The organism is Psychrobacter faecalis (assembly GCF_016107575.1).
Classification (GTDB): Bacteria; Pseudomonadota; Gammaproteobacteria; order Pseudomonadales; family Moraxellaceae; genus Psychrobacter; species Psychrobacter faecalis.
This window is the reverse complement of sequence record NZ_JABAST010000019.1, coordinates 22,718-48,258: the sequence shown is the minus strand read 5'-3', so window position 1 is coordinate 48,258 and position 25,541 is coordinate 22,718. Positions and strand designations below refer to the sequence as shown.

Here is a 25,541-nt window from a genome sequence, read left to right as displayed (position 1 = left end):
GCTTATGCCTTATGAATGTTTTAATTATCGACAACTACGACTCTTTTACCTTTAACCTTTATCAATATATTGGCGAGATTTTACAAACCATGGATGGTGATAAAGACGACGCTAAACAAGCGGCAAATGTCATCGTCAAACGTAATAACGAAATTACCTTGGCTGATGTGCAGGCGATGAATCTTGACCGCATTATCATCTCACCCGGCCCTGGTGCGCCTGACGACTCGGCCTATTTTGGTATTTGCGCCGAAGTGATTGAGGTTATGGGCAAGACGACGCCGCTATTGGGCGTTTGCTTGGGCATGCAGGGCATTGCGCATGTCTTTGGCGGCGAAGTGGTACGAGCCAGCGTACCAATGCATGGCAAAGTCTCAGCCATTCGCCATGATAATGCAGGTGTCTATCAAGGCTTGCCACAAGAGATAGAAATCATGCGCTATCATTCCTTGATGGTAAAGGCAGATACGTTACCAGATTGCTTAACTGTTACCGCCGTCGTGAGTAATGATGCCCATCATGACTTAAGACTGACAGATGCAGCGGTCGCAGGTGATGAGATTATGGGACTTGCGCACACTGACTACCCGATACAAGGTGTACAATTTCACCCAGAGTCGTTTGCGACTGAGGGGGCGAAGCGTTTATTAACGAATTTTTTATTGCAGGTGTAATGCAGGGTTTTAAAAGGCTAATGTTAAAAAGCATAAAGGTGTAGTCAAAATGTCCTAAAAACGCTACGGTATTGCTTTTCACTTACTATACAATAAAAAAGACTGGCTATTTAGAAGCCAGTCTTTTTTCAAAATGAACTACTGCTCGATACGCTGCAAAAACGCTTGCGTGCGTGGATGCGTTGAATCTTCAAATAGCTGCTTGGCGCTACCCTCTTCGACTATGTGACCGTCTTCAATCAAGACCACATGGTCAGCAACATCACGCGCAAAGTTAATCTCATGGGTCACCACCACCATCGTCCAGCCTTCAGAAGCCAACTGCTTCATCGTTCCAAGCACATCTTGTACCAACTCTGGGTCAAGCGCCGAAGTTGGCTCATCAAATAGCAACAATGACGGCTCAATCGCCAGCGCACGAGCAATACCAATACGCTGCTGCTGACCACCAGACAACTGAAACGGATACAAATCTGCTTTATCCGATAAGCCGACTTTATCAAGTAACGCCAACGCTTGCTCGCGCGCTTGCGCTTTACTTTGTCCTTGTACCACCGTCGGCCCAAGCATCAAATTCTCAATGGCTGACTTATGCGGAAATAAATTATAAGACTGAAATACCATGCCTGACTTGCGTTGCAAAGCGAGTAAGGTTTTCTTTTTTGGCTTGGTGGCAAAGTCGACGGTCAAGCTGCCATCATCAAATGCAATTACCCCTTGATCAGGAATCTCTAACGCATTCAGACAGCGCAAAAACGTGGTTTTACCCGACCCTGATGGACCCAAGATGACCACTACCTTGCCTTTTTCAATGGACAAGTCGATGCCTTTGAGCACTTGATTGCTACCAAAGGCTTTGTGGATATTAGTGACTTGAATCATAGAGGTTTCCGCTTACAAATGAAAAAACGCTGATGGTAAAAAACGACAAGATGGCTATATTTTTTAGCAAAAATTATTTCGCCACATAACGATCAAGCCTGGTTTCAAGTTTGCCCTGAATAAAGGTTAAAAACAGACAAATTGCCCAATAAATAAACGCCGCTTCGGTATAAACCAGCATAAACTCATAATTACGGGCGGTAATGATTTGCGCCTGTTTAAACAGCTCCGTCACCAGTACCAATGACGCCAAAGACGTGTCTTTTACCAAACTGATAAAGGTATTGGACAATGGCGGTACCGACACCCGCAGCGCTTGCGGCAAAATCACATGGCGAAAGGTTTGTAGATAGGTTAAACCAACTGTGGAGCCCGCTTCCCATTGACCTTTTGGAATAGACAGAATCGACGCACGCACCGTTTCCGACGCATAAGCGCCAATGTTCAACGAAAAGGCGATAATCGCTGACGGAAACGGGTCGAGCTTCACGCCAACACTTGGCAAGCCATAAAAGATAATAAATAGCTGCACCAACATCGGCGTACCGCGAATGGCAGACACATAGATACGAGCAAGCCGATAAAGTATCTCATGGAACCATCCTGCACGCGGCACGATGCGAATCAAAGCTACCGTCAGCGCAATCACCATTCCAATCGCAAATGATATCAATGCCAGCGGTATCGAATAATAAATACCGCCTTTGAGCATTGGCCAAAATGAGTTGATAACGATTTGGGCGCGTGCAGCATCCATAAAGGGCAATAGTGCCAATAAATCGCTTAATACTGAGGTTATAGACGCTAGCATTATTTTTGTTGACTTATATCAGCACCGAAGAATTCTTCGCTAAGTTTGGTTAGCGTGCCGTCAGCTTTTATCTCAGCCATGGCGCCATTGAGTTTTTCGACAACTGCGTCATCACCTTTCAGCAGCACCAAGCCCGAACCCGTCTGCTCACTGGCAGGCGCAACCAATTTAATCTCAAGATTGGCGTCTGGGAATTTTTTTAGATAGTCCAATACGGCAAGGTTGTCATTCATAGTAAAGTCAGCGCGGCCTTGTTTGACCAACTGAATCGCTTGCGCCATACCATCGACGGGAACGATTTCAGCTTCATAACGCTCTGCCAGCTCACCATAATTACTGCTAAGCGATTGCGCTGAACGCAGTCCTTTTAGCGCTTCCCACGAGCTATAACGATTGTCATCAGTCGGTGCCAACACTACAGCGCCTGACCAGCTATATTCAGTCGCTTTATCATATTTCGCTAAGCGCTCAGGCGTGGTCAAACCTACCTGATTGGCAACCATGTCAAAACGTTTTGAATCCAAACCTGCTAGCATGGCATCCCACTGGGTTTCTTTAAATTCAACATCCACCCCTAGTTTATCAGCAACCGCCCGCGTTACTTCGACATCATAACCGGTCAGCTTACCGCTCTCATCATGATAGGTGAACGGCGGATACGTACCTTCAGTACCGACATTAATAGTGCCGCCATTATTGATACGTTGGAGCAAATCAGAACCACCAGTCGCCGCACTATCGGCTGCATTGGTATCAGCATCAGTAGTAGGCGACTGATTACAAGCGGCAAGTAATACCGTACTGGCGGCAAAGGCTAAAAGCGTACGACGTTTCATAAGACGTCCTTATAAAGTAGGTGAATAAGGCAAAAAGTAGCAAACCAATAAATAGGGTGAAAGCATTACAAGCAGTCTTGACTAAAAATTGTGCCTATTGGCTGTCATGCTTGGCTTTGGCTTCCCGATTTGAGGATACTGCGGCTATTTTTCAATACTATTTTTCTATTATGTTGCATCAAATAGGCTAAGTGACGGTTAATATTCATAATATTTTTAACGGCAATCCTACTTATGCAACCATGACTTGCTCATATACTAGCGCAGTTGGGTAAGAATAAACGTACAAAAACAGTGAGTATGCGTAAGATTGTTAAGCTTTACTCATTTATAAGGCTTTATATAGCGGCTTTTTAGATGAAAATCCTTGATGAAGCTACTTATTCATAATAAGGGTAAGACGAGCTTACTTTGGTTATATTCATATTAAGCGTTTATTATATTGAGTGCTCGCATAGTAAATAAGCCGTTTTCAATAAAAAAGACATCAACCCTATGACTGATGTCTTTTATACTATTTTTATCAAAATAACTGCTACTTTTTGAACTTATTGGCAAATGTTTTACCGCTGTTAGCGTCGACATTAATACTAACAATCTTGTTACCTTTTAATAGGTCAGCTTTATAATACGCCGTATGATTGGCATAATCGCGATCATTCTCAAATTCAATTTCTAATATCTTACCACCCGTTTGTTTTTCAGCGATATTAATGGCCTTCATAATATCGGTTTTTGCTTTTTTCTGAATTTGGTAAACGTTGATATCATCGCCATCAAGACGATCCGTTTCCTTTTTTACAATTTTACCTGTATTGGCATCTACTTTGATTTCATAATTGACGCTATCGGTACTGAATTCTAATTCATAGACGCCACCTTTGCCAATGGCATCGCTATCATCCTCATCAAAATCGGCACTGATTAAAATACCAGAAGCTGATTTACTGGCGATAGTAATGGCTTGCTTTAAGCTAATTTTCGCAGCTTGCGCAGCGCGTACTTCGTCTACATTACTAGCGGCACTGGCGGCTGTAGTTATGACGCCCGTCGTCAAGGCTAATGTCAGACAAGCACCCAATGTTGTTAGCTTAAAACCTTTGAGAATTTTATTCATCATATCGTCTCCTGATTCATATTTTTATTTATTACTATCGATTTTGTTTACCGTATTTTTTATTCAACTCTACCGCTTTTCTTATCATAACGCTGATGAGATAGACCTGTGCAGCAAAAAAGTATCCTAATGTATCATCATTGTTTGCAGTCAAAAAAACCGCGCCTATCCTCTTAGATAAGCGCGGTTTATAAAAAACTGCTTTCGTATTAAGACAAGTTTAGTTCAAGATACCATAAGCACATAAGGCATCAGCAACGCGTTTAAAACCAACGATATTTGCCCCTGCCATATAGTCGATATAACCGTTATCGGTCTGGTTATATTTTTCTGAAGCGTCAGCGGCGCAGTCGTGGATATTTTTCATAATGCACTTTAAGCACTCATCGACTTCTTCAAAGGTTTTATATTGACGTACAGAGTTTTGTGACATCTCAAGACCCGATACCGCGACCCCGCCTGCGTTGGCCGCTTTACCTGGTGCATAGTGGACGCGGTGCAAACGCACATAGTCAATCGCATCAGCGGTCAGTGGCATGTTAGCGCCTTCGGCAATATATTTAATGCCGTTTTCAACCATTAATTTGGCATCTTCTTCATCAACTTCGTTTTGGGTCGCTGATGGAATGGCAATATCACCTTTGATATGCCAAGGTTTTTGCTTAGCCAACCATTCACCGCCGAATACATCGACATAATCACACAACGGCTTACTTTGGGCTTTTTGCTCTTTTAGCCAGTTGATTTTTTCTTGGTCCATACCGTTTGCATCGTGCAGCGTGCCTTGTGAATCAGATACGGTCAGTACTGTTGCACCCAGCATGTGGGCTTTTTCAGCGGCGTGGAGTGAGACGTTACCGGCACCTGATACCAACACTTTTTTGCCTTTGATGTTATCGTTTTGAGCGGCAAGCATGTTTTCTAAGAAGTAAACTGCGCCATAGCCGGTCGCTTCAGTACGCATTAAGCTACCACCAAAACCCACGCCTTTACCGGTCAAGACGCCGCCGTGCTCACGCGTTAGATTCTTATACATCGCAAACATATAGCTGACTTCACGTCCACCGACGCCGATATCGCCTGCCGGTACATCGATGTCTTTACTGACATATGGATGCAGCTCACGCATAAAGGCATAGCAAAAACGGCGGATTTCGCTGTCAGACTTACCTTTAGGATCAAAATCAGCGCCACCTTTACCGCCGCCCATCGGCAATCCAGTTAAGGCGTTTTTGAAAATTTGCTCAAAACCTAAGAACTTAAGGACCGATTGGTTGACGGTAGGATGAAAGCGGATGCCGCCTTTATAAGGACCTAAGGCGTTGCTGAATTGTACACGCCAGCCGCGGTTGACCTGCACTTCACCCTTATCGTTTTCCCAATTGATACGAAAAGCGATAACACGGTCAGGCTCGACAAGACGCTCAAATATTTTGAACGTATCATATTCCGGATGGGCGTCGTATAGCGGAGCAATGGTGATTGCAACTTCTTTTACCGCCTGAATAAACTCAGGTTGATGGGCGTAACGTGCTTCGACTTTTTCGATTGCCTGACTGATACTCATATAGGTTCCTTAGGGTAAAAATGGTCATCGTGCTGATTCACGCGGGTGTTTTATCGCTTAAATACAAACGATGGGATTTAAAACACCAATGTGAGATTGAAATCGTTTCTATACGCTAGTAAATATAGAAACTGGGGGATTAGAAGCCAACTGAATGTGTCTCTAAATCGTAAACCCAGAAGCACAAACAATTTTTATCTCATAACTATATAGCATTTTTTTGCTGTATAAGTCTAGTAAATATCACCATCATCAAAATTTATAAAGGATATTTATTTCATTGGTGGTGTTCTAAAAAGTATGCTGGCTATAAAAGTCAATAAAAAATCTATGCTAAGTTTACTGATTCTATAGGGCTTTCAAGGCTTTAAAAATTGTTCAAATTTTAATCAGCATACTTTTTGACACACCACCATTTCATTATAATCTATCAATAAACCCGCCGTGAAAACTCGTTAGTCAAAAAAATGACCGTGCTTATTTGAGTCATTTTCGGCAATGCTTTTTTTTACTTGCTACTTTGACTCTATAATAAAAACATCTTAATAGAAAATAAAAACACTAAATAACTTAAACTATGCCAACTTTTATTTATTAATCGCAATGAAATTGCGATAAACGGTAGTGAAATAGTATTGAGCGGTAAAAAAAACACCGAATATTAAGGCTTCAAACGTTGTTCAGCCATATCAATGGTGATAGTAAGGATTTATAATATCGCCCGCTAGTCGAAGACTAAAATCAGCAAATCCTCAATCCCAATTATCCCCTTATTTATTCGTCACAGAGAAATCGTTATGCGTACAGACTCATTCCAGCAAATCTTGGAAGACCTAAACAGCTCATCTGCCGATGTTGAAGCATCTGCCCTTATCTCGAACGACGGTCTTATGATTGCATCGGCGCTGCCTACAGGCGTTGATGAAGACCGCGTTGGCGCGATGTCTGCTGCTTTATTATCACTAGGTGACCGCGCAGGTCGTGAATTGGCTCGTGGTAGCATCGACCGTATTATGATCCAAGGCGAAAAAGGCTATGTGATTATGACCTCATCAGGTGATGAGGCGGTATTAACCATTATGGCAAAACCAAACGCCAAACTTGGCTTGATATTCTTAGATATTAAGCGCGCCTCAGAAGCCTTGGCAAAACTTATCTAATACTTATTTTTAAAGTTCTGTCATTAAGACTTTATGGGCTATCAGCGCTATAAACTACTTGATAAACAACACTTTAAATGAAAAATCATGCCTTGTCTTATAAAAATTATTTAAGGTATTGCATACCGTTTATATTGAATAAATCTAACAGTGCGGTTTAAAACCTGAGTTTAATTGTCAGTTTGCCATATAAATTTAAGTCATACGCTTAAACCAAATATTTTTTCAATAAGGTTTACGCTTTTTAATAATTATCACAACCATGATAAATGAAGGAGATTACAATGGGTTCTCCACTCCCCGACGCCATGAAGCCTGACATGCCAGCAGAAGAAGTCACTCTGACTTACCACGACGGCACTTCGCGCACTGTTTATGACACTGGTATCGAACGCCCTTATCCTGACGGTAAATTAATCGTCTCACGTACCGACTTAAACGGCGTTTTGACGCACGTGAATGATGCCTTTGTCGAGATTAGCGGCTATGATGTCGATGAATTAATCGGTAAGCAGCATTATATTTTACGCCATCCTGATATGCCAAAAGCGGCTTATAAAGACCTATGGTCGACCGCCGACGCTGGGCAAAAATGGCATGGCTATGTGAAAAACTTATGCAAAGATGGCAGTCACTATTGGGTTTACGCGACTGTCGTACCAAACGTGCGCCGCGGCGAAACGGTTGGTTATACTTCTGTGCGCCGTAAACCATCGCGCAGCAAGATTGATGCGGCAATCGCCCAATATGCCGAAATGAAACAAAATGAGGAAGGCTAAATCATGACGACACATAATATGTTAATCGCGCCTGATTTTTCGCCGGAGCGTTTTGCAGGCTGGCACATGTTTAATACTTTGATTCAAAAGCGTGCCAATCTCAACATGCACCTAAACATCCCTACCTCGCATGCTGAGCAAGAAACCGTTATCAGTGAAGGTGATATTCAAGTTATTTATGCCAACCCTTTTGATGCGGCTACCCTTATCCGTGAGCACGGTTACCATGCGGTTGCGCGCCCTATCGGCAAATCTGATGAGATGGTCATCGCCGCGGCGGCAAATAGCGATATCAATAGCTTAGACGACATCAAAGCTGGCGCTACTATAGCAATGGCTGATAACCACGATGTAAAATTGATTGGTTTACGCCTGCTTGAAGCGGTCGATATCGAAGATAATGACCTTAACTGGTCAGTGACTGAAACATATCAGGCAGCGGCGCGCCAAGTGATTAAGGGTGACGCGCAAGCAGCGTTCTTTTTGGCAGAGATTTTCCATAGCTTTTCACGCCTAACCAAAGCGCAGCTATCAGTGTTAATCGAAAGCGATTTGGCCGATATCAGCCACGTTTTGCTGATTAAAGACGGCTTTCCGGATACTGACATTTTGATGGATGCCATTTTGAATCTGCATAACGATGATGATGGTAAAGAAGCGTTGACTGAACTTGGTATGCCGCAAGGTTTTGAAGCTATGAACGAAGAAGACGCAGAATTTATGATTGATTTGATGCAAACGTTACTTGACTAGCAGGTTCATTGGCATCTTACTGCCGTCATAGCCTATTAGGCTACAATAATGCTAAGCAACCATCGCTATGGTCTATCACGTCATAGCGATTGAGCAAAGTGGTGGCCTAATAGCATTTTTATTAATACTTTTTGAATAACTTTTTAATCGCTTTTTGCATAGTGCTATGACTAACAGGACACGCTTATGTCTGCTTTAGATCTCATCAAAGAAAGTGAAATGGCAGCACGGCGCGTCTATCGTCTTTATTCGCGTAAAATATTTATCGCACCCAACAACCGCCATTTTCACGAACAACGTATCAATGCTGCCCTACTGTTAAACGAAAAAGAACCACTACAAGGCGCGGTAGCCGATTTTTTTTATGGCTGCTGGTATGACATCCCTTATGATGTCACCAATATGTTTACCCGTCTGCAAGGGCGCATGCTGCCGCCTATCGAGCAAGGCTTTCGTGATTGTATCGATAAAAAAAGCTATATCCAAAAAAACAGTATGCTGGCAACGCGCTGGAGCGTACTGGTCTCACCATCTTTAAATGAACAGACGCAGCGCCTGCGTATCAGTAGCGATGACGCCAAAGAAATCGCTAAAGACATCACCAACGATTTGATGCTCGCGCGTGACAATCAAGACTGGGATACCATAGAGCAAATCGAAAACGAGTTTTTTGCCCATTGTATCGCGCGTCACGACCGTCTGGCATTCTCCTTGGTTTGGTTTCGCTTGGGTAAAAGCGATTGGCAATTCGATGCGCGCTGGAATGACTGTCAGCAAAAACTTGAGCAAACCAAAGACACACAAGACGCTTAACGTGCTTATTTTTCATAGCATCATCAACATTCATCTAACGAGTAGCCGCTATGTCTTCTTATTTAAACGCTGATAAAACCTATCTGACCTTGACCCCAGCTGGCATTTTTGAGGCATTTTCGCAAAGTGAACCAACGCCTGAGCAGTTATCCTTGCAAGATTTATTGTCGCATAACGAGACGCTGCTGGCCGCTGACTGGCTCGAGCGCTATTCTGATGAATGGTTAGACAGCTTTTTAGAACATGGCTGGATTGAGAAGCTGTCGCTATTTTTGCCCGCGCCAAATTTGCCGCTTGATCAATTTTTACCGTATGTGGTTTCAAGCTTGTCGGGTAAACGCCGCGCGGCGATTGGTTCTGATGAAGGGTTTTGTCTGGCACGGATTGGCTATAGCCAAGAAGAAGCGGATATGCTCAGTGTGGCGGCGGCGGACTTTTCAGGCTTTATGCTACGCCAAAAACAACGCGGCTGGGCAGTAGAGAGCCAAGCGATTTCTTTCTTTCAGCAAGTTGATTTGCTGATTCCTGAAACCAGTTTTGTATTTTTATGGATTGATGGCTCAGGCTACGTGCTTATCATCGATGGCGAACCTTTAACCAACAACCGTGCCTTTGTTGAGTTGGTATGGGCGCTTAAAACGTCTGGGCTTAAATTTACTAATTAGACCGAATATTTAGCAAACTACACTTAATAAAACCAGTTGCTTCTTATAAATGCACTCTTTAACCATAAGCGGTGCATTTTTTGTATCTGTAACTTAAACTACTGAATATGATAATAAAAATTACCATTTATAATTTTATCGCGTAATAACAATACCCTTAGAATTAACAATAAAGGTTTAAACGTTAGATTATACTTATTATAAGCAACTGTTTACTTTTCCGTTAAATTTATAATTTTAATAAAAACCTCCATTGCTAGATTTTCCTCATCTTCACATTTCCAATGTTTTAAATCATCTTTATTAATAACTACATTCCCCGAACGTGGCAACTTTTGCCAAACCTTGCATTCTTGCTTATTTTTAGGACAGTTTATGGCTTCGCTAACCACTGTGCGCTTACGTTATCAAACGATTGAAATTGGCAATACTGACATTCATATCTGCACCCTACGCGACAATCAACAATTTAGTGACCCCGATAACGAGGCGCTGGACCTTGGTATTTGCTCGGCGTCGTGGCCGATGTTCGGCGTAATTTGGCCGTCAAGCTTGGTGCTGGCCAATCATATGCTTGATTATGATATTGCAGGCAAGCGTATCTTGGAAGTTGGCTGCGGTATGGCGTTATCAAGTCTACTACTGAACCATCGCCATGCCGATATTACTGCGACCGATTATCACCCGACGGTTGAGTATTTTTTGGATAGAAATACCACGTTGAACAATAATAAAGAAATTAACTTTGAACGCTTAGACTGGGCTGAAGACAATAGCCATCTTGGCAAGTTTGATATCATCATTGGTAGTGACTTGCTATATGAAGACCAGCATATTGATATCTTAGCGGAGTTTATCGAACGTCATGCGCTGCCAACTTGTGAGGTTATCGTCGTTGACCCTGGACGCGGGCGCAAAAACAAGCTGACCCATAAGATGGTTGAATTTGGCTTTAGCAGTCAGCACGTGAAACCTGAGGACACCACTTATCTTGAGCTACCTTTTAAAGGGCATATTTTGACGTTTTCGCGTTAATATTTAAAACAATCAAAACTTATAGAATAAAAAAAGACGCCATTTTACGGCGTCTTTTTTATGCATTTTATATCGCGATTTATTGCTAGTGTCATTTATAAGTTTATGTATTTACAAGCGTCGAACCAAAGGTGGTTGCACACGTGAATACATGATTAATGAGATACCATTAGATATCAGCTCAATGGCCAATAGGACGCCAAGAATATAAGTCGCTGACTGCGGATAGCTGGTGAATATCATGATAGCCAACGCAATCGAGATAAGCCCTGAGATTAATATTGGCACAAAAGCCACGGTTCGGCGTAAACCAAAAGCAACTATTACTCTGACAATACCCGTTGCCATAAATAAAATCGCAATCACCATGGTTAGGGTCAAAATACCTTGTAGCGGGTTTTGTAGTAGCTCAATACCAATAAATATGCCAAGTACACCGCCGATGGCCGCCAACACTTTACCCGTCGTGGTATAAGCACGGAACAGGGCAATAAACTGTAAAATACCAACCAAAAGAAAGACGAATCCAGCCAGTTGTTCGGCAGCGAAACTGGCGCTAAGCGGATTAAAAAAAGCAAAGATACCGCCAAGAATACTGATGATACCAACGACTAGCCACAGTGTACGACTCATAAGATCCCCTTACTTTATATTTATAATGCGCAAATGATATCGCAGGTTATTGGCAGCCTTGTATGACGGTAGTAATGTATTCAGGTAATCCTGTTACCATCGGTGCCTAGGCGTTGTACTATGCTTATAACCCTGCTAACGGTTTAGGCGTAATATACCTATCATCCAAACGATTCTTGGCGTCAAATTATTTATCAACCCAGCCCTGCTGTCGGGCATAGGCAAGTTGCTCGGGCGTATCGATATCATAGCTCAGCTGTTTATTGAAGACTGTACTGATTTCACTGGGCGAGAGCGCTCTGATTAAATGACGTAGGCCTTTGTCTCCACGTATATGAAACTGCCATTGTTTAAGTAGCTGATAATCGATAACTAACGGTAGACCAACGATGGGATTTTTCGTTTCATTTTTGACCTCGGCTTTACGCTCGATATGGTCGTCTTTTGATAACGTATCGAAAATCTGCCAATACTCATAAGCGCTAGCAGCCACTAGATGCTTACCGGCTAGCAATCCATTAACATGTTCCATATCCAATAAAACTTGGTCAACCCCCATAATCAACACTCGCTCAAGCGCTTCATGATTAAAATCTTTATCATTAACAAACTGAGTCAAGGCTTCAATAGCAGTATAAAGACTATGTCCCATACCAGTTTCGGGCGTTTGGTTAATGACAGTTTCGATATGTAGATGGGTGTCGCTTAGTTTTGCTATCTCACTAGCTATCGATGCCTTGTTTTTAGGAATAACAACAATAATAACTTGCGGATTTGTGCTTGCTGCCAGTCTTATCATATGGCTAATTAACGGAACACCATTTGTACAAAGCAGCTGCTTAGCTTGACCCAGACGACGACTGAGGCCACTGGCTAAAATAATGATGCCATGGTTGGTTTGCTGCTCAAGGTTTTGATTTGATATTGCGGCGCTATTTGACGTCGAGTCACTTTTCTTCATACATCGCTCAATATTTCAGATGTCGTATTATTGCTCGCTGAAAATTTGGCAGTCGCAGTTTGCTTATGCATAACGGCGCTTATTTGTGCCATGATGCCAAGTGCTAAAGCTTCAGGGCCATCACCGCCTAATTTATAACCAATCGGATAGTGGAGTTTTTTCACGCCCTCACTTAAACTTGCCGGATTGTCTTTGACAGCACGAATCTCATTTACCAAGCGCTCGGTTCGATAACTTGGGCCTAATTGCCCAAGATATTTATAATGAGTAGGATGCTCTAACAATAGTGAAAGACGGGCACGGTCTTGGGTCAAACTGTGCGACATCAACGCGACCGCCGCATGACGACTGAGCTTCAGCAGTTTCTCATTATCGTCCAATGCGACTGGCATCACGATATCCGCTTCGGGAAAACGCAGACGCGTGGCATAGTGAACGCGACTATCAATAACGCTGACATGCCAATCTTGTAATTTTGCCATGGTCACAAGCGGCATCACATCATTCCCTGCCCCGCAAATAAGCAAACGGTGTTGTGGTTGTAGACGCTGGATAAGCCATTCTGTGGTGATATCACCGTTTTTTAGGACAACGTATTCGGTATTTTTGTTAGAAACTTCATGCGTTGACAGTTTTTTAATGGTATCTCTAATCTCATGAGTAAAAATATTCGATTGCTCAATGAACCCTTTATTGCCCATACTAGCGCCACTGACAAAAGTTATTTTTTCGTTAGCAATATAGTCTTTCAAATCTAGCCGAAGCCCAATGGGTAAATGGTATTGATCATTTGCGCGAATTAACGTCGCTATCGTTGTAGGATTTTGGCTACGACGAACATGACGAATAACTTCTAAAAACGGCCTTGCGGCTGTCAAACGCTCAAACAGTACATGAACCTTGCCATTACAGCCCAAACCGAAATTTAGCTCATTTTCTAAATCGCCATTTCCATTGCCATTACTTTCACTATCATCATCTGCCTCGTCACTCTCATCACTACCCGTTTGATAAACCTGCACGTTTGCGCCATGACGCGTCAACCAAAAAGCACGTTTGATGATATGTGGTTCTAGGCAACCACCGCTAATCATCCCAACCGAGCGTCCATCAGCGCAGATAAGCATCATTGCCCCAGGCCGACGATAGGCCGAGCCTTCGGTACGTACTACCGTTGCTAACACCGCACCGATGTTTTGCTGCTGCGCCTCGCCTGCGAGCTTTAGAATATCAGCGACCTGATTCATAGTGCCTCTTATCTCTATTTATTTTTATTTTAGTTTCAGTTTTAATGATTAAAATTGCATTTCGCCTTATAAAAACCCGCTAGTGATGGCCGCTAGCGGGTTTTTATATCAAGCATCAGTTAGCCATTCGTTAATATCGACTATCAACAATAGTTATTCTGGCAACTCATAAAGCAGCTTATCAAGAGTGATTGGGAAATCGTAAACGCGCACACCGACCGCATTATAAATAGCATTAGCAATAGCCGCCGCTGCTCCAGAAATCGCGGTTTCGCCAATCCCTTTGATATGCATGGGATTGGTATAAGGGTCATCTTCTTCGACCAATATTACCTCCAGTTGCGGCACATCGGCATTGACCGGCACATGGTATTCAGCAAGATCATGATTGCATAGGCGACCATCACGCTTATCATGGATGATTTCCTCCATAAGCGCCGAACCAATACCGAAAACCATACCCCCGTAGCATTGTGAAGTGGCGGTTTTATGGTTAAGAATACGTCCGGCAGCAAAGGCGCCCGTCATGCGTTTAAGACGAATCTCGCCAGTCACTCTATGGACGGCGACTTCCGCGAAATTGACACCAAACGACGCTTGGCGATGGCTTTTGGCATTTTTTCCTGGTTTGATTTGACCTTTAGCGCTCATTTTTTTCTCATCGCATGCAGCGATAATATCTGCCAATGCATAAGACTGAAAATTGCTAAAATCGTATTTTTCTGCAGCAGACTCGGGTAAAGCTAAACCCGTTTTTTCAGTGACTGTATCTTTTAAATCTAGCGCTTTGTCTTTAAGCGTTTCAACCGCTGCTTCTGTTACGCTAGGGTCATGTTCACCTGCTCGTTTAATCTGACCTTTATCAAGCTGAATGGTGTCTGGATAAAGCCCGACTTTTTCTGCCAACATATCGCGTAGTTGCTCACAGGCAAGATAGATACCGCTCCCTGCACTTGCGGCGCCCACACTACCACCCGAACCTGAAGCCGGTGGCAACTCACTATCACCCAGCTTCATCTCGATATGGTCTATTGGTAAGCCTAGTAAATCAGCGGCAACCTGAGAAAATACCGTATAAGAGCCCGTACCGATATCGGTCATATCGGTTTCGATAATGGCTTTAATGCCAAGGGCTTTTGAATCGTCAACTTGCAGTGTCGCCCGCGCCTCTGACGGTTTTAATTGGTTACCACGAGCGGATGCCGCCATCCCCGTACCAATCCACCAATCTCCCTCTAACTGACTGACAGGTTTAGGATTGCGCTGCTCCCAACCGAATTGCGCCGCCCCTTGCTCCATACAAGCAAGTAGCTGCCGCGTCGAAAACGGAATGTCTTGGCTTGGGTCTTGCTCAGGCTCGTTACGACGTCGCAGCTCAAGCGGATCGATATTCAATTGCGTGGCCAATTCATCCATCGCACATTCAACCGCAATCATACCGACCGCTTCACCGGGTGCGCGCATAGAGCCAGAAAGCACGTAATTCATATCTACTTGTTTATAATTCACGCGGCGATTTTCACCGCGGTATAAATATTTAGTCGATAATGCTGTCGGCTCAAAAAATGCCTCACCCGGTAAATTACTGCCAACGGTATCGTGAATAAAGGTATTGATGATGCCGTCTTTATCACAGCCAATGGCGATACGCTGGCGAGTGTTTGAGCGTCTAACGGTCGCTTCCATCACTTGCGGACGCGTCATACTGATCAGCACCGGACGACCAAGCTCTTTTGCCGCAATCGCTGCTGCAATCGACTCAGGCGCGATACCCAATTTACTACCGAAACCGCCACCAACAAAATAAGAAATTAGTTGGACCTGATCTTTTTTTAGATCTAAAGCATCCATCACTTGCTGTTTGCAAGGTGCAATCATTTGGTTTGAGGTATACATGATGAGCTTATCGTCTTCCCAATAAGCCAGCGTCGCATGCGGCTCCATCGGCGAGTTGCTTTGACTTGGCGTATGGTAAAAGCGATCGAGAGTAATTTCCGCTTGCGCCAAGCCTTTTTCAGGGTCGCCTGTAACAGAATTTTTATCTGGGCCCTTTTGCTCATTGACATCATGAGCACTTGGCAGCTCTTGGGTAAAGTTTAATGCCGCTTGTTCGGTCTCATTTTTATAAGTGACTTTAAGGGCATTAGCGCCTTCGGTCGCCGCTTCAAAAGTCTCAGCAACCACTACCGCTATCGGCTGCCCGTGATAATAAATCTCGCTAGCGCCTTGGGTTGGTGCTTCGGTCTCACCGCCTTGCTGTGAGTTTCGCAAAAAATGCTTAGGATCGGTCACCACTTTGATGATGCCAGGAATATCTTCTAAAGCACTGCTATCGATATTTTCCACTTGTCCTTTGGCTATTTTCGCGCCAACTAAAACGCCGTAAACTTGATTTTCTCGATAAAACTCTGCTGAGTAAGGTGCTTGTCCGCTGACCTTTAACGAACCATCAACACGGTTAATCGGTTTGCCGACCAAATTGCTTGCTGTTTTGTCAAAAAGCGAATCGACAGGCTCATTCATCATCATTTTTTTGGTAGGTTCTGATGGCAATACTGAGTCCAATAATGACATGATTATGCTCCCTCGCCCGCTAAGGCGCGCTGAATAACTTGTTTAAGTAGGCGACGCGTCAATGGTATTTTAAAATCGTTTTGACCGTGACCTTTGGCCTCTTTTAATAATAAGTCTGCGGCTTGTGCGATCGTAGCGTCATCACCCGCCGTGCCCGTTAATAATGCTTCAACGTCTTCATTACGCCACGGCATCACCCCAATACCACCAAACGCCAAACGTACAGTCGCCAAATTACCCGTATCATCGCTCTCGATGACAGACGCACAAGACACTAAGGCAAAGGCGTAAGAAGCGCGGTCACGTACTTTGTCGTAGGTATGCATGCCTTTGATAGGCGATGGTAAAACAACATGAGTGATAAGCTCGCCACTCTCCAAGACATTTTCGATATGCGGCGTGTCTTTTGGCAGACAATAAAAGTCTTTGACTGGAATAGAACGGGTCGAACCATCTGCTTTCACCGTTTCAATGACAGCGTCAAGCAACCGCATTGCCACCGCCATATCAGAGGGATGTTGAGCAATACAGGCATCACTTGTACCTAAAACAGCTAGGGTACGGTGCTCGCCATTAATCGCTGGACAGCCACTACCGGGTTCACGTTTATTGCACGGACTGTCGGTCTGATAAAAATAATAACAACGCGTGCGCTGTAAAAAATTACCGCCAGTGGTGGCTTTATTACGCAGTTGACCCGTCGCGCCAGCTAAAATAGCGCGCGATAATACCGGATAATTGGCAATGACCTCCGGATGCGCCGCCAAATCACTGTTGGTGACCAGCGTACCGATACGTAATCCGCCATCAGCAGTCGTTTCGATTTGCTCAAGCTCAAGACGGGTGATATCGACCAATTTGGTTGGTGTTTCAATCTCAAACTTCATTAAATCTAAGAGATTGGTACCACCGCCGATAAATGACGCATCTTTTGAGCTGGCAGCAGTCGCTGCTTGCTCAGGAGCTTCGGCACGGACATAGTCAAAGCGTTTCATAAGTGAGCTCCTAATTGGGCGTTATGGTTTTTATTTTGTGACGCCTCATTTTGCGACGGCTTACTAAGCTGAGTTTCACTAGGCGGCGGCGACCAAATACCGGTAACGCTTGCAGCATCTGAGCCTTTTGTAGGTATAGTATTTTTTGTAGTTATAGTAGTAGAGACAGCTTTACCTGTTACGTTATTTTCCAAGACTTGCGAGATGGCATTAATAATGTTCGGATAAGCCGAACAGCGACAAATATTACCGCTCATGCGTTCGGCGATTTCTTGTACCAGCAAGCCATCAGGATTTTGCAAATCGGTAGTCACATAGCTTGGCCAGTTTTGCTTAATCTCTTCAATCAAAGCAGTGGCTGAACAAATTTGCCCCGGCGTACAGTAACCGCACTGAAACGCATCGTGGTCTTTAAACGCTTGCTGTAAGTCTGAGAGCGATTCAGGCATTCCAATGCCTTCAATCGTCGTAATCTCATCACCGTCGTGCATGATCGCAAGGGTCAGGCAAGAATTAACCCGTCGCCCATTAATGAGCATGGTACAAGCGCCGCATTGACCGTGGTCGCAGCCCTTTTTGGGTCCAGTAATTTGTAGATGCTGGCGGCAGACATCAAGCAATGTCGTGCGCGGATCAAGATTATCGAGCTGATAATCTTGCTGATTAATCATTAACGTCAAGGTAGACATGCTGGCTTCTCGCTGGCAGTTATTCATAAAAGGATAAGTGTGCACGCTCTTAAACAGCGTCAATCGTTTCATTATGGCGTATCAAAAACAGCGCTTTGTTTTTACTTTGTAGTCATTGCAGTGTAGTTTTTTTAAGCAAATAGTGAGGATAAAACTTTTTTGTCAACTTTTGAACCTACGATAACTCTCCTTTACAACTGCGGTTGGCTGCTTAACCTCGTTAGTAGAACCTGTAACTTAGCAACCATTGTAATCACGATTTCATTCTCTTAATATGGATTCAACTTTATAAAACCTTCTATAAATAAATCGAACATAATCAATAAAATAGGTATAAAAATATGGAAAACTCAAATCAACCGCTATCCGGAAAACCTCTGCGCATCGATATCGTCTCAGACGTGGTTTGCCCGTGGTGTATCATCGGTTATCGTCAATTGGCTGAGGCGCTCAAGCAAACCAATACCGAGCACGAAATACACTGGCATCCATTTGAGCTAAATCCTAATATGCCAAGCGCAGGACAAAATTTGCGCGAGCACATTATGAAAAAATACGGTTCGAGCAAGGAAGAATCAGACGCGAGCCGCCTTAGAATGACGCAAGCGGGCAATGAAGTTGGCTTTGAATTTAATTTCAACGATGACACGCGGATACACAATACTTTTAATCTGCATCAGCTGTTGTATTGGGCAGGTCAACAAGGACAAAAGCCGATGCATGACTTAAAGCAGGCGTTATTTGGCGCGCACTTTACCGATGGTCGCAACATCTCTGATAATACGGTGCTGGCTGATATTGCAGCGGAAGTTGGACTTAATCGTGAAGAGGCGCTGGCTGTGCTGGAGGATCAGCGTTTTGCCAAAGAGGTACGCGCAGAAGAGCGCCACTGGCAGCAGCAAGGTATCCAAAGCGTACCAGCAATGATTTTTAATGAGCGGCACTTGGTCAGCGGCGCGCAAGGCGTGGACAATTACGTCAATATTTTACAACAATTGGCTGCTATGCAAGAGTAAATAAAGCTTTGCTAATAGGACTATGATTAATGAGTAAAGAAAAATTACTGACGCTGTCAGACGAAGCAGAAGAAATTGTCTTGGATAAGCTTAGAGAGTATATGAGCGAGGAATTTGATGTTGATATTGGCAACCTGCCTGCTAAGTTTTTATTGGATTTTATAATCGAAACCTTGGGACCACTTCTCTACAATCAAGTGGTCGACGATATTGAACCTTGGTTATACGATAGATTTACAGGCGTTTTAGAAGATATGCACAGCTTTAAAAAGATTAAAAGGCATACAAAAAAACGCCGCCCCATTATAGGAGCGGCATTTTTATTTAATAGCGTTAAAAAAGCTTAGCTATCTAAGCATCATTCTAGAAATGCACCACAGAGCGAATACTCTCACCTTTATGCATCAAGTCAAAAGCTTCGTTGATATCTTCTAACGGCATGGTATGAGTAATAAAGTCTTGTAACGGAATTTCTCCTGCTAGGTAGCGCTCGACGTAGCCTGGCAACTCTGAGCGACCTTTGACACCACCAAAGGCTGAACCGCGCCAGACGCGACCTGTGACTAACTGGAATGGACGGGTTGATATTTCTTGCCCTGCGCCCGCGACACCGATGATGACTGACTCGCCCCAACCTTTATGGCAGCACTCTAACGCTGAGCGCATGACATCAACATTACCGATACATTCAAACGAATAATCAACGCCGCCATCGGTCAGCTCAACGATGACATCTTGGATTGGCTTATCGTAGTCTTTTGGATTGATGCAATCAGTCGCGCCCAATTTTTTGGCCAATTCAAACTTGCTTTCGTTAATATCAATGGCAATAATACGGCTGGCCTTGGCCATTTGTGCACCGATAACCGCTGATAGTCCGATACCGCCTAAACCAAAGATGGCAACCGTTGCACCTTCTTCGACTTTTGCAGTATTCATGACAGCGCCCATACCAGTGGTCACGCCGCAACCAAGTAAGCAAACTTCTTCTAGCGGCGCTTCTTTGTTCACTTTTGCCAATGAAATCTCTGGCAACACCGTATATTCAGAAAAGGTTGAGCAACCCATATAATGGTAAATTGGCTCGCCATCTTTATAAAAGCGCGTCGTACCGTCTGGCATTAAGCCTTTACCTTGGGTCTCACGTACCGCCGAGCACAGGTTGGTTTTACCTGAGCGGCACATTTTACAGACGCCGCACTCTGCAGTATATAAAGGAATGACATGGTCGCCGACTTGCACGCTGGTGACGCCTTCGCCGATTTGCTCAACGATACCGCCGCCTTCGTGGCCTAAAATTGCAGGAAACACACCTTCTGGGTCTTCACCAGATAAGGTGAACGCATCGGTATGACAAACACCACTGGCGACAATTTTCACCAGTACTTCGCCTTTTTTGGGCAGCATCACATCCACTTCTTCGATAGACAATGGCTCATTTGGCCCCCACGCAATGGCGGCTTTGGATTTGATAAAGTTATCTGACATAGTATTCTCTCTTTTTAATTAATTTTATCGTTTATTATCCGCAGACCAATTTAGCTTATAGCGCTTACTTGATAGAGGCAAGCGCTAGTTATAGCAGTTTATATTTGAGCTGTTTGTAAAGGATTCATTTTATGCTGTCCATTATAGTTGTTTCTGCTGTGATAACAATATGCTATATTTGCAAATATCTTTTACACAATGGTAATAATCATGCGCTGGGATGGCATTAGCGAGTTCGTCTATGTGGCGGAATACGAAAGCTTTACACGAGCAGCAAAAGAATTGGGTATTTCAACCGCGCAGGTCAGTCGGCAGATAAGCGCCTTAGAAAAACGCCTTAACATTAAATTGCTCTATCGTACGACGCGCAAGGTATCGCTGACTGAAGAAGGTCGGGTATTTTATCAGCATTGCCGCGGTGTGCTTGACGGCTTAGATGCGGCCGAACAAGCCGTAAGCAATTTACAAACCAAACCCCAAGGCAGAATTAAACTGACCGCCCCTGTCACCTATGGCGAACAGCAGTTATTGCCCCTTATCAATGATTTTATGGTGCAATACCGCGATATCGAAGTGACGGCTTTTTTAAGCAATCAAAAAATTGACTTAATTGAGGGTGGTTATGATTTGGCGATTCGTATTGGCAAATTAAGCGACTCAACGATGATGGCAAAAAAACTTAGTCATCGTACCAATTTTGTCTGTGCCGCGCCCGCTTATCTAGAAAAGTACGGCGTACCATATTCTCTAGTCGACTTAAGACAACATAATTGCTTACTTGGTACGCGGGATTATTGGCACTTTATAGAAAATGATAAAAACGCTGATAAGGAAATAAACTTACGCGTCTCTGGCAGCGTGCAATATAACAGCGGTCACAGCCTAGTCGATGCGGCACTAAAAAGCTTGGGTATCGTGCAGCTACCTGATTATTATGTACAAAAACACTTAGCGTCCGGTGCACTGGTTAGCGTGTTAGATGACTATAGAGAGCCTGAGGAAGGGATTTGGGCGATTTATCCGCACAATCGTCATTTATCGCCAAAAATCAGATTGCTGGTGGACTATTTAGCAGAGCGCTTATCTTAATAAAGCTTGAAAGTGGCGATTTAGGATTAAGGCTACTTATTGTTGTAAGTTAAGTAAAGTCTTATTTTGACGACTTAGCACGTGTTATTGGAGCGTTTAACTCTACTTTTAGCTTTTTTGCACATTCAATAATTTTCTTACGATCGGCCGCTATAGCGCCATATTCAAGCGCGGTTTTACGCATTTGCACCGTGACGTCATAATGCGGATAGCTGGCGTATTGATGAAATAAGCGCTTATCTACTTCAATCAGTGCGGCAAAATCGTGCAACTCTTGCAAGGTATCAGCCAGCATATGGCACCATTTATAGCCTTTAAATTCTATTTGCATAAAATCCACGTAAATTGCCATATGCCTGCACTCCTCTATTTTTACTAAAAATTTATCACGCTCTAAACAGCACCTTCAAAAACAGCCATTAAAACAATTCACTTGTCTCTTTCTTGAGCTGTTTAAGCACCGTTTGATATTCGCTATCGCTGGTTGTAAGGGTACTTAAACGGCCATAGCGTAGCTTGCGATAGTGTTGTTGAATCTGCTCAATTTTTACTTGGACAACTTTTGAATCACCACTAGCAGTTAGCTTACTGGCATTATTATGCTTACTACTATTTTGACCACTGTCATCATCGATTGCGCTTGCCAAACGCGCAAGCCAAGCCAACTGCCCTTCACTCTCTGAACGCGCTAACGATTTATCCGCTTTAGCGATGCGTTTTGAGAGTTGGGCAAGCGGCAGGTCTGCTGGGTGCCAACGTTTGCGGCGACGCTGCCAGATAACAAACACAAGCATTGCCATAACGCTAATGGCACTTACTGCCAACCAAGTGATTTGCTGCATGATTGAGCGAATATTAAACCATTTCAGTAGCGAATCCGCTTGCTTATCTTGATCGTAACCAACGACGTCCTTTTGCCAATAGTAGCTCGCTTGGTCTGACAGACGGCGTAAGGTTTGCAGCATTTGATACTGCTGATAGCTGATTTGTGCCCCAGCGCCCTCGCCAAACATTGCTGCTCCTCGCGCCTGTGTCAACGCATCCATGCCTTGCTCGACGCGCTCAGGGGCGACAAAAGCTGTCGGATCGACACGTACCCAGCCTTGACCGTCAAGCCAGACTTCCGTCCAAGCATGCGCGTCCATCTGCCGCACTTCCCAAACGTTACCGTTACGACTAGGCTCTCCGCCTTGATAGCCGGCGACAACGCGAGCAGGAATACCAGCGGCGCGCAGCATAAAAGTAAAGCTAGAAGAATAATGCTCACAAAACCCCGCTCTGGTGTCAAATAAAAACTCGTCAATACGGTTGGTATTTAAACGTGGCGGTGATAGCGTATAGCGAAAGTTCGTTTGATTTATCCAGCGCTCGATTGCCTGTATATAGCGCACGGGATCCGAGCCAGACTGGGCAAATAACTGCTGCGCCAGTAGGCGTGCTTGCGGATTACCGCTACTTGGTAGTGCAAGATTGAGACGGCGCGACGCCTCAGACAGCACAGGGTCGATACGCATCGGCGCAAACTGCAAGACATCGTAGCGCAGCTGCTGGGTAACTGGCTGATCTTTTCGTAAGGTAAAATTTGAGGTAATACTGATATCTTGCTGCTGAGCAAAAGGATAATCAAGGCCAAATAGCCAGTTTTGCTGCGTTGGCTCTAAGATAATTTGATAACGATTCGGGGTAATTTTCACCTCATCAGGAACGGTCGCTAAGGCATTCGCTATCCAATTTGGCATTTGCGGCGCGGGTTGCCATTCTCGTTGCTGCGGACTGGGACGCCATGTGACCCCGTCAAAATTACTAAAAACCAAACCACGCCAATAAAGCTGCTGCTGTGGCGGGCGCTTAACTGCAAACTCTACCCGAAAAGCCAGCTCAGTCGACTGGCCCAAATTTGCAAAGTCGCCGGGCGACATACTGTCAGAGACACCTGTAAACGCTTGCTGACCTGAGAGCTGTACTGACCATAGCGGCGGCAAGCGCGGAAAGAATAAAAACAGCACGACCAACAGCGGCAATGCGCCAATACCCAGCACACCCAAAGTACGCAGGCGACCATCACCGCGAGTATTGCCATCATCGTTAAGCGCTATAAACGCCAACAATACAATGACCGCACCGATGATTACCTCTAGTGTTGTCACAATGCCTTGATCCAACAAAAACAGTGAAGCAAGGACAAACAAAGATAAATTGAGCACCACATAGGCATCACGGCGCTTGTACAATTCCCACAGCTTACTGATAAGGCACAGTACTAAAAATGCCACACCCATATCCAGACCAAACGCCGTGTTATAAGTCACCCATAAGCCCACAAGCCCAAGTAAGAAGCCAAGCATTTGCATGCTTTGATAAACGCGCTTTAGATGCGTCAGTTTTTTAAACTTAGCTTTAATACGCGGTAGTTGGGCAATGATACTGACCAGCGCAAAACCTATAAGCCATAACGGCAAGTGCGCGGCATGCGGTAAAATAACAATAACTTGCGCAATTAATACCCAATAATACGCTGGCAAGGCAAATAGCTTGCGAGTCCATTTAGCATCGCTAGCCTGCTCAGTGTGAGAAGTGATATGTTGACCCAAAGCCAATTGTGCAAAGTTCGCAGGATTTATCTCTGTCTCATTTGCAGAGTAATTTTGAAAGTTGGTCATGGTGCTTTTGCCAACCTTAACAAGCATGCTCGTGCAAATGCCTCACCTTCACCCATCGGTGCATGAGAGGATTGATCAAAACGCATGTCATTCGGTAAGCGTATATTAAATGGGACGCCAAGTTCACCCAATGTCAGCACCCCATACGCCATTTGCGCCAGTTTTTGTTCATGCTGCGCCGCTGGCATATCAGCATAGTCTAAGGTTTGCTCATGGCCAACAGGATCAGCGAAATGCTTGGTAAACATCCCTTCGCCGCGCGCCACGTGACCCCAAGAAACGCGTGCTAACGACTCGCCTTCGATATAGTTATCAAGCCGCTCGAAGTCGTCTTGACCTTGGCGATATTGCCCGCCTATCGGCAAATCCTCCGGACTGGCAATGGCATATTGTGCTTGCCAGTCAAATACTTCAGGTTTTGGGTAAACCCACGCGCTACGGGCGAAATAGACATATGACCATGCGCGCATAATCCCTAAGGGGTAAACGGTTTTTATTTTTAATCTTGGTAGTTGCAACTGCCCACGACGATAAGTCTGCACCGGCAAACGAATGATTTGCTCGTCTTGTAGGCGCGTGACCAATACTGAGAGCTGACTATCAGCATTAATCTCATGTTGGTTATCGTTGTTTTTATTGGCTTTTCTATCGACCTTTTTATGAGGCTTTTGCTCAGTTTGCGCAGAGACAATTTGCTCAAAGGTAAATAATAACTGCCGTCTTGGTCGGCGGCTGTCATTACGCAGCTGCAACGTGACCCAAACAGGCGCGCCGGCTTCTGCCATGGTGATATCAAGCAGACGGACTTGCAGACCCGAGATATGGGCGAAGGTTACATGAAAGCTAATGAGCCAGACGCTGATGAGATAAAAGCACAGCCCCAATACCAAGTTATTACCATAGTTGATACCAGCGATAAAGGTGATGATTAATAAAACGGCAAACAGCAACCCTTCACGGCTAAAAAAGATATAGACGTTACGCAAATTCAGCGTCGCACTATCACTTTTGGGCGCACGCGAGGCAAACCAACGGCTTAACACTGAGCGAGCTGGTACGGTTAAGGCTTTTGGCAATATGCTCATGACTACCCTATC

Annotated in this window: 25 protein-coding genes; 10 read left to right on the top strand and 15 right to left on the bottom strand. The window is 44.3% G+C overall.

Translation table 11 applies throughout. The features are described from left to right. The first annotated feature begins 11 nt into the window (after positions 1–11). Entirely contained in the window at positions 12–674 is a 663-nt protein-coding gene (locus tag JFC07_RS07665; protein WP_191690439.1) for an anthranilate synthase component II, read from the top strand. Between the two features lie 138 nt (positions 675–812). Here the strand turns inward: JFC07_RS07665 and JFC07_RS07660 are convergent, their stop codons facing one another. The 5 genes from JFC07_RS07660 to gdhA all read right to left on the bottom strand — a co-directional run bounded on the left by JFC07_RS07660 (position 813) and on the right by gdhA (position 5,887). Further along, positions 813–1,556, bottom strand: a complete 744-nt coding sequence (locus JFC07_RS07660; protein WP_102077631.1) for an amino acid ABC transporter ATP-binding protein — start codon at positions 1,554–1,556, stop codon at positions 813–815. Positions 1,557–1,629: 73 nt separating this feature from the next. After that, entirely contained in the window at positions 1,630–2,367 is a 738-nt protein-coding gene (locus JFC07_RS07655; protein ID WP_068407243.1) for an amino acid ABC transporter permease, read from the bottom strand. Continuing rightward, on the bottom strand, positions 2,367–3,203 hold the full coding sequence (locus tag JFC07_RS07650; RefSeq protein ID WP_191690437.1) for an amino acid ABC transporter substrate-binding protein: 837 nt from the start codon (positions 3,201–3,203) through the stop codon (positions 2,367–2,369). Before JFC07_RS07650 ends, JFC07_RS07655 begins: the two co-directional genes overlap by 1 nt. A gap of 535 nt (positions 3,204–3,738) precedes the next feature. Then, positions 3,739–4,323, bottom strand: a complete 585-nt coding sequence (locus JFC07_RS07645; protein WP_191690436.1) for a PepSY domain-containing protein — start codon at positions 4,321–4,323, stop codon at positions 3,739–3,741. A gap of 217 nt (positions 4,324–4,540) precedes the next feature. Further along, on the bottom strand, positions 4,541–5,887 hold the full coding sequence (gene gdhA / locus JFC07_RS07640) for an NADP-specific glutamate dehydrogenase (protein ID WP_191690434.1): 1,347 nt from the start codon (positions 5,885–5,887) through the stop codon (positions 4,541–4,543). Between the two features lie 797 nt (positions 5,888–6,684). Here gdhA and JFC07_RS07635 point away from each other — a divergent pair. The 6 genes from JFC07_RS07635 to JFC07_RS07610 all read left to right on the top strand — a co-directional run bounded on the left by JFC07_RS07635 (position 6,685) and on the right by JFC07_RS07610 (position 11,092). Beyond that, on the top strand, positions 6,685–7,047 hold the full coding sequence (locus JFC07_RS07635) for a roadblock/LC7 domain-containing protein (protein ID WP_010201036.1): 363 nt from the start codon (positions 6,685–6,687) through the stop codon (positions 7,045–7,047). Positions 7,048–7,331: 284 nt separating this feature from the next. Further along, positions 7,332–7,826, top strand: a complete 495-nt coding sequence (locus tag JFC07_RS07630) for a PAS domain-containing protein (protein WP_082894364.1) — start codon at positions 7,332–7,334, stop codon at positions 7,824–7,826. A 3-nt stretch (positions 7,827–7,829) separates the two neighbouring features. Continuing rightward, on the top strand, positions 7,830–8,579 hold the full coding sequence (locus JFC07_RS07625; RefSeq protein ID WP_191690431.1) for a PhnD/SsuA/transferrin family substrate-binding protein: 750 nt from the start codon (positions 7,830–7,832) through the stop codon (positions 8,577–8,579). Between the two features lie 186 nt (positions 8,580–8,765). Further along, a complete protein-coding gene (locus tag JFC07_RS07620) occupies positions 8,766–9,392 on the top strand; it encodes a hypothetical protein (RefSeq protein WP_191690429.1) in 627 nt (208 codons plus the stop codon). Between the two features lie 50 nt (positions 9,393–9,442). Further along, positions 9,443–10,057, top strand: a complete 615-nt coding sequence (locus tag JFC07_RS07615; protein WP_198328772.1) for a hypothetical protein — start codon at positions 9,443–9,445, stop codon at positions 10,055–10,057. 375 nt (positions 10,058–10,432) lie between these two features. Then, complete coding sequence (locus JFC07_RS07610) at positions 10,433–11,092, top strand: class I SAM-dependent methyltransferase (protein ID WP_102077624.1); 660 nt, start codon at positions 10,433–10,435, stop codon at positions 11,090–11,092. Positions 11,093–11,203: 111 nt separating this feature from the next. Here JFC07_RS07610 and JFC07_RS07605 read toward each other — a convergent pair whose 3' ends face one another. The 6 genes from JFC07_RS07605 to JFC07_RS07580 form a co-directional block, all read right to left on the bottom strand. Further along, positions 11,204–11,725: an HdeD family acid-resistance protein gene (locus JFC07_RS07605; protein WP_068407267.1), complete on the bottom strand. Its 522-nt coding sequence runs from the start codon at positions 11,723–11,725 to the stop codon at positions 11,204–11,206. 187 nt (positions 11,726–11,912) lie between these two features. Next, on the bottom strand, positions 11,913–12,686 hold the full coding sequence (locus JFC07_RS07600) for an NTP transferase domain-containing protein (RefSeq protein ID WP_198328771.1): 774 nt from the start codon (positions 12,684–12,686) through the stop codon (positions 11,913–11,915). Continuing rightward, the gene (locus JFC07_RS07595; protein WP_068403860.1) at positions 12,683–13,933 is read right to left on the bottom strand and encodes an XdhC family protein; all 1,251 of its coding nucleotides are present in this window, start codon (positions 13,931–13,933) and stop codon (positions 12,683–12,685) included. The genes JFC07_RS07600 and JFC07_RS07595 overlap by 4 nt, the downstream gene beginning before the upstream one ends. A 153-nt stretch (positions 13,934–14,086) precedes the next feature. Then, entirely contained in the window at positions 14,087–16,507 is a 2,421-nt protein-coding gene (locus JFC07_RS07590) for a molybdopterin cofactor-binding domain-containing protein (protein WP_068403862.1), read from the bottom strand. 2 nt (positions 16,508–16,509) lie between these two features. Continuing rightward, complete coding sequence (locus tag JFC07_RS07585) at positions 16,510–17,502, bottom strand: FAD binding domain-containing protein (RefSeq protein WP_198328770.1); 993 nt, start codon at positions 17,500–17,502, stop codon at positions 16,510–16,512. After that, positions 17,499–18,191, bottom strand: coding sequence for a 2Fe-2S iron-sulfur cluster-binding protein (locus JFC07_RS07580; protein WP_198328769.1), 693 nt, complete (start codon positions 18,189–18,191; stop codon positions 17,499–17,501). Before JFC07_RS07580 ends, JFC07_RS07585 begins: the two co-directional genes overlap by 4 nt. 341 nt (positions 18,192–18,532) lie before the next feature. Here JFC07_RS07580 and JFC07_RS07575 point away from each other — a divergent pair, with 341 nt between their 5' ends. Continuing rightward, positions 18,533–19,207 (top strand): DsbA family oxidoreductase, encoded by a 675-nt coding sequence (locus JFC07_RS07575; protein ID WP_102077623.1) that lies wholly within the window; start codon positions 18,533–18,535, stop codon positions 19,205–19,207. Positions 19,208–19,236: 29 nt separating this feature from the next. Continuing rightward, on the top strand, positions 19,237–19,554 hold the full coding sequence (locus JFC07_RS07570) for a DUF2164 domain-containing protein (protein WP_198328768.1): 318 nt from the start codon (positions 19,237–19,239) through the stop codon (positions 19,552–19,554). Positions 19,555–19,570: 16 nt separating this feature from the next. On the opposite strand, the gene JFC07_RS07565 is transcribed toward JFC07_RS07570, so the two are convergent. Beyond that, complete coding sequence (locus JFC07_RS07565) at positions 19,571–20,695, bottom strand: S-(hydroxymethyl)glutathione dehydrogenase/class III alcohol dehydrogenase (protein WP_068403870.1); 1,125 nt, start codon at positions 20,693–20,695, stop codon at positions 19,571–19,573. A 210-nt stretch (positions 20,696–20,905) separates the two neighbouring features. On the opposite strand from JFC07_RS07565, the gene JFC07_RS07560 reads away from it, so the two are divergent. After that, positions 20,906–21,784, top strand: a complete 879-nt coding sequence (locus JFC07_RS07560; protein ID WP_068403872.1) for a LysR family transcriptional regulator — start codon at positions 20,906–20,908, stop codon at positions 21,782–21,784. 61 nt (positions 21,785–21,845) lie between these two features. On the opposite strand, the gene JFC07_RS07555 is transcribed toward JFC07_RS07560, so the two are convergent. The 3 genes from JFC07_RS07555 to JFC07_RS07545 all read right to left on the bottom strand — a co-directional run bounded on the left by JFC07_RS07555 (position 21,846) and on the right by JFC07_RS07545 (position 25,529). Then, entirely contained in the window at positions 21,846–22,136 is a 291-nt protein-coding gene (locus tag JFC07_RS07555; protein WP_198328767.1) for a DUF4031 domain-containing protein, read from the bottom strand. A 67-nt stretch (positions 22,137–22,203) separates the two neighbouring features. Next, entirely contained in the window at positions 22,204–24,444 is a 2,241-nt protein-coding gene (locus JFC07_RS07550) for a transglutaminase TgpA family protein (protein WP_198328766.1), read from the bottom strand. After that, on the bottom strand, positions 24,441–25,529 hold the full coding sequence (locus JFC07_RS07545) for a hypothetical protein (protein WP_198328765.1): 1,089 nt from the start codon (positions 25,527–25,529) through the stop codon (positions 24,441–24,443). Before JFC07_RS07545 ends, JFC07_RS07550 begins: the two co-directional genes overlap by 4 nt. Between the last annotated feature and the right edge of the window lie 12 nt (positions 25,530–25,541).

What these genes read in the sequence shown, in the direction of transcription:
- JFC07_RS07545 (WP_198328765.1), bottom strand. Translation starts at nt 25,529, where the DNA reads ATGAGCATATTGCCAAAAGCCTTAACCGTACCAGCTCGCTCAGTGTTA.
- JFC07_RS07585 (WP_198328770.1), bottom strand. Translation starts at nt 17,502, where the DNA reads ATGAAACGCTTTGACTATGTCCGTGCCGAAGCTCCTGAGCAAGCAGCG.
- JFC07_RS07625 (WP_191690431.1), top strand. Translation starts at nt 7,830, where the DNA reads ATGACGACACATAATATGTTAATCGCGCCTGATTTTTCGCCGGAGCGT.
- JFC07_RS07595 (WP_068403860.1), bottom strand. Translation starts at nt 13,933, where the DNA reads ATGAATCAGGTCGCTGATATTCTAAAGCTCGCAGGCGAGGCGCAGCAG.
- JFC07_RS07630 (WP_082894364.1), top strand. Translation starts at nt 7,332, where the DNA reads ATGGGTTCTCCACTCCCCGACGCCATGAAGCCTGACATGCCAGCAGAA.
- JFC07_RS07590 (WP_068403862.1), bottom strand. Translation starts at nt 16,507, where the DNA reads ATGTCATTATTGGACTCAGTATTGCCATCAGAACCTACCAAAAAAATG.
- JFC07_RS07555 (WP_198328767.1), bottom strand. Translation starts at nt 22,136, where the DNA reads ATGGCAATTTACGTGGATTTTATGCAAATAGAATTTAAAGGCTATAAA.
- JFC07_RS07615 (WP_198328772.1), top strand. Translation starts at nt 9,443, where the DNA reads ATGTCTTCTTATTTAAACGCTGATAAAACCTATCTGACCTTGACCCCA.
- JFC07_RS07665 (WP_191690439.1), top strand. Translation starts at nt 12, where the DNA reads ATGAATGTTTTAATTATCGACAACTACGACTCTTTTACCTTTAACCTT.
- JFC07_RS07610 (WP_102077624.1), top strand. Translation starts at nt 10,433, where the DNA reads ATGGCTTCGCTAACCACTGTGCGCTTACGTTATCAAACGATTGAAATT.
- JFC07_RS07655 (WP_068407243.1), bottom strand. Translation starts at nt 2,367, where the DNA reads ATGCTAGCGTCTATAACCTCAGTATTAAGCGATTTATTGGCACTATTG.
- JFC07_RS07550 (WP_198328766.1), bottom strand. Translation starts at nt 24,444, where the DNA reads ATGACCAACTTTCAAAATTACTCTGCAAATGAGACAGAGATAAATCCT.
- JFC07_RS07565 (WP_068403870.1), bottom strand. Translation starts at nt 20,695, where the DNA reads ATGTCAGATAACTTTATCAAATCCAAAGCCGCCATTGCGTGGGGGCCA.
- JFC07_RS07560 (WP_068403872.1), top strand. Translation starts at nt 20,906, where the DNA reads ATGCGCTGGGATGGCATTAGCGAGTTCGTCTATGTGGCGGAATACGAA.
- JFC07_RS07620 (WP_191690429.1), top strand. Translation starts at nt 8,766, where the DNA reads ATGTCTGCTTTAGATCTCATCAAAGAAAGTGAAATGGCAGCACGGCGC.
- gdhA (WP_191690434.1), bottom strand. Translation starts at nt 5,887, where the DNA reads ATGAGTATCAGTCAGGCAATCGAAAAAGTCGAAGCACGTTACGCCCAT.
- JFC07_RS07660 (WP_102077631.1), bottom strand. Translation starts at nt 1,556, where the DNA reads ATGATTCAAGTCACTAATATCCACAAAGCCTTTGGTAGCAATCAAGTG.
- JFC07_RS07570 (WP_198328768.1), top strand. Translation starts at nt 19,237, where the DNA reads ATGAGTAAAGAAAAATTACTGACGCTGTCAGACGAAGCAGAAGAAATT.
- JFC07_RS07605 (WP_068407267.1), bottom strand. Translation starts at nt 11,725, where the DNA reads ATGAGTCGTACACTGTGGCTAGTCGTTGGTATCATCAGTATTCTTGGC.
- JFC07_RS07575 (WP_102077623.1), top strand. Translation starts at nt 18,533, where the DNA reads ATGGAAAACTCAAATCAACCGCTATCCGGAAAACCTCTGCGCATCGAT.
- JFC07_RS07600 (WP_198328771.1), bottom strand. Translation starts at nt 12,686, where the DNA reads ATGAAGAAAAGTGACTCGACGTCAAATAGCGCCGCAATATCAAATCAA.
- JFC07_RS07580 (WP_198328769.1), bottom strand. Translation starts at nt 18,191, where the DNA reads ATGTCTACCTTGACGTTAATGATTAATCAGCAAGATTATCAGCTCGAT.
- JFC07_RS07645 (WP_191690436.1), bottom strand. Translation starts at nt 4,323, where the DNA reads ATGATGAATAAAATTCTCAAAGGTTTTAAGCTAACAACATTGGGTGCT.
- JFC07_RS07635 (WP_010201036.1), top strand. Translation starts at nt 6,685, where the DNA reads ATGCGTACAGACTCATTCCAGCAAATCTTGGAAGACCTAAACAGCTCA.
- JFC07_RS07650 (WP_191690437.1), bottom strand. Translation starts at nt 3,203, where the DNA reads ATGAAACGTCGTACGCTTTTAGCCTTTGCCGCCAGTACGGTATTACTT.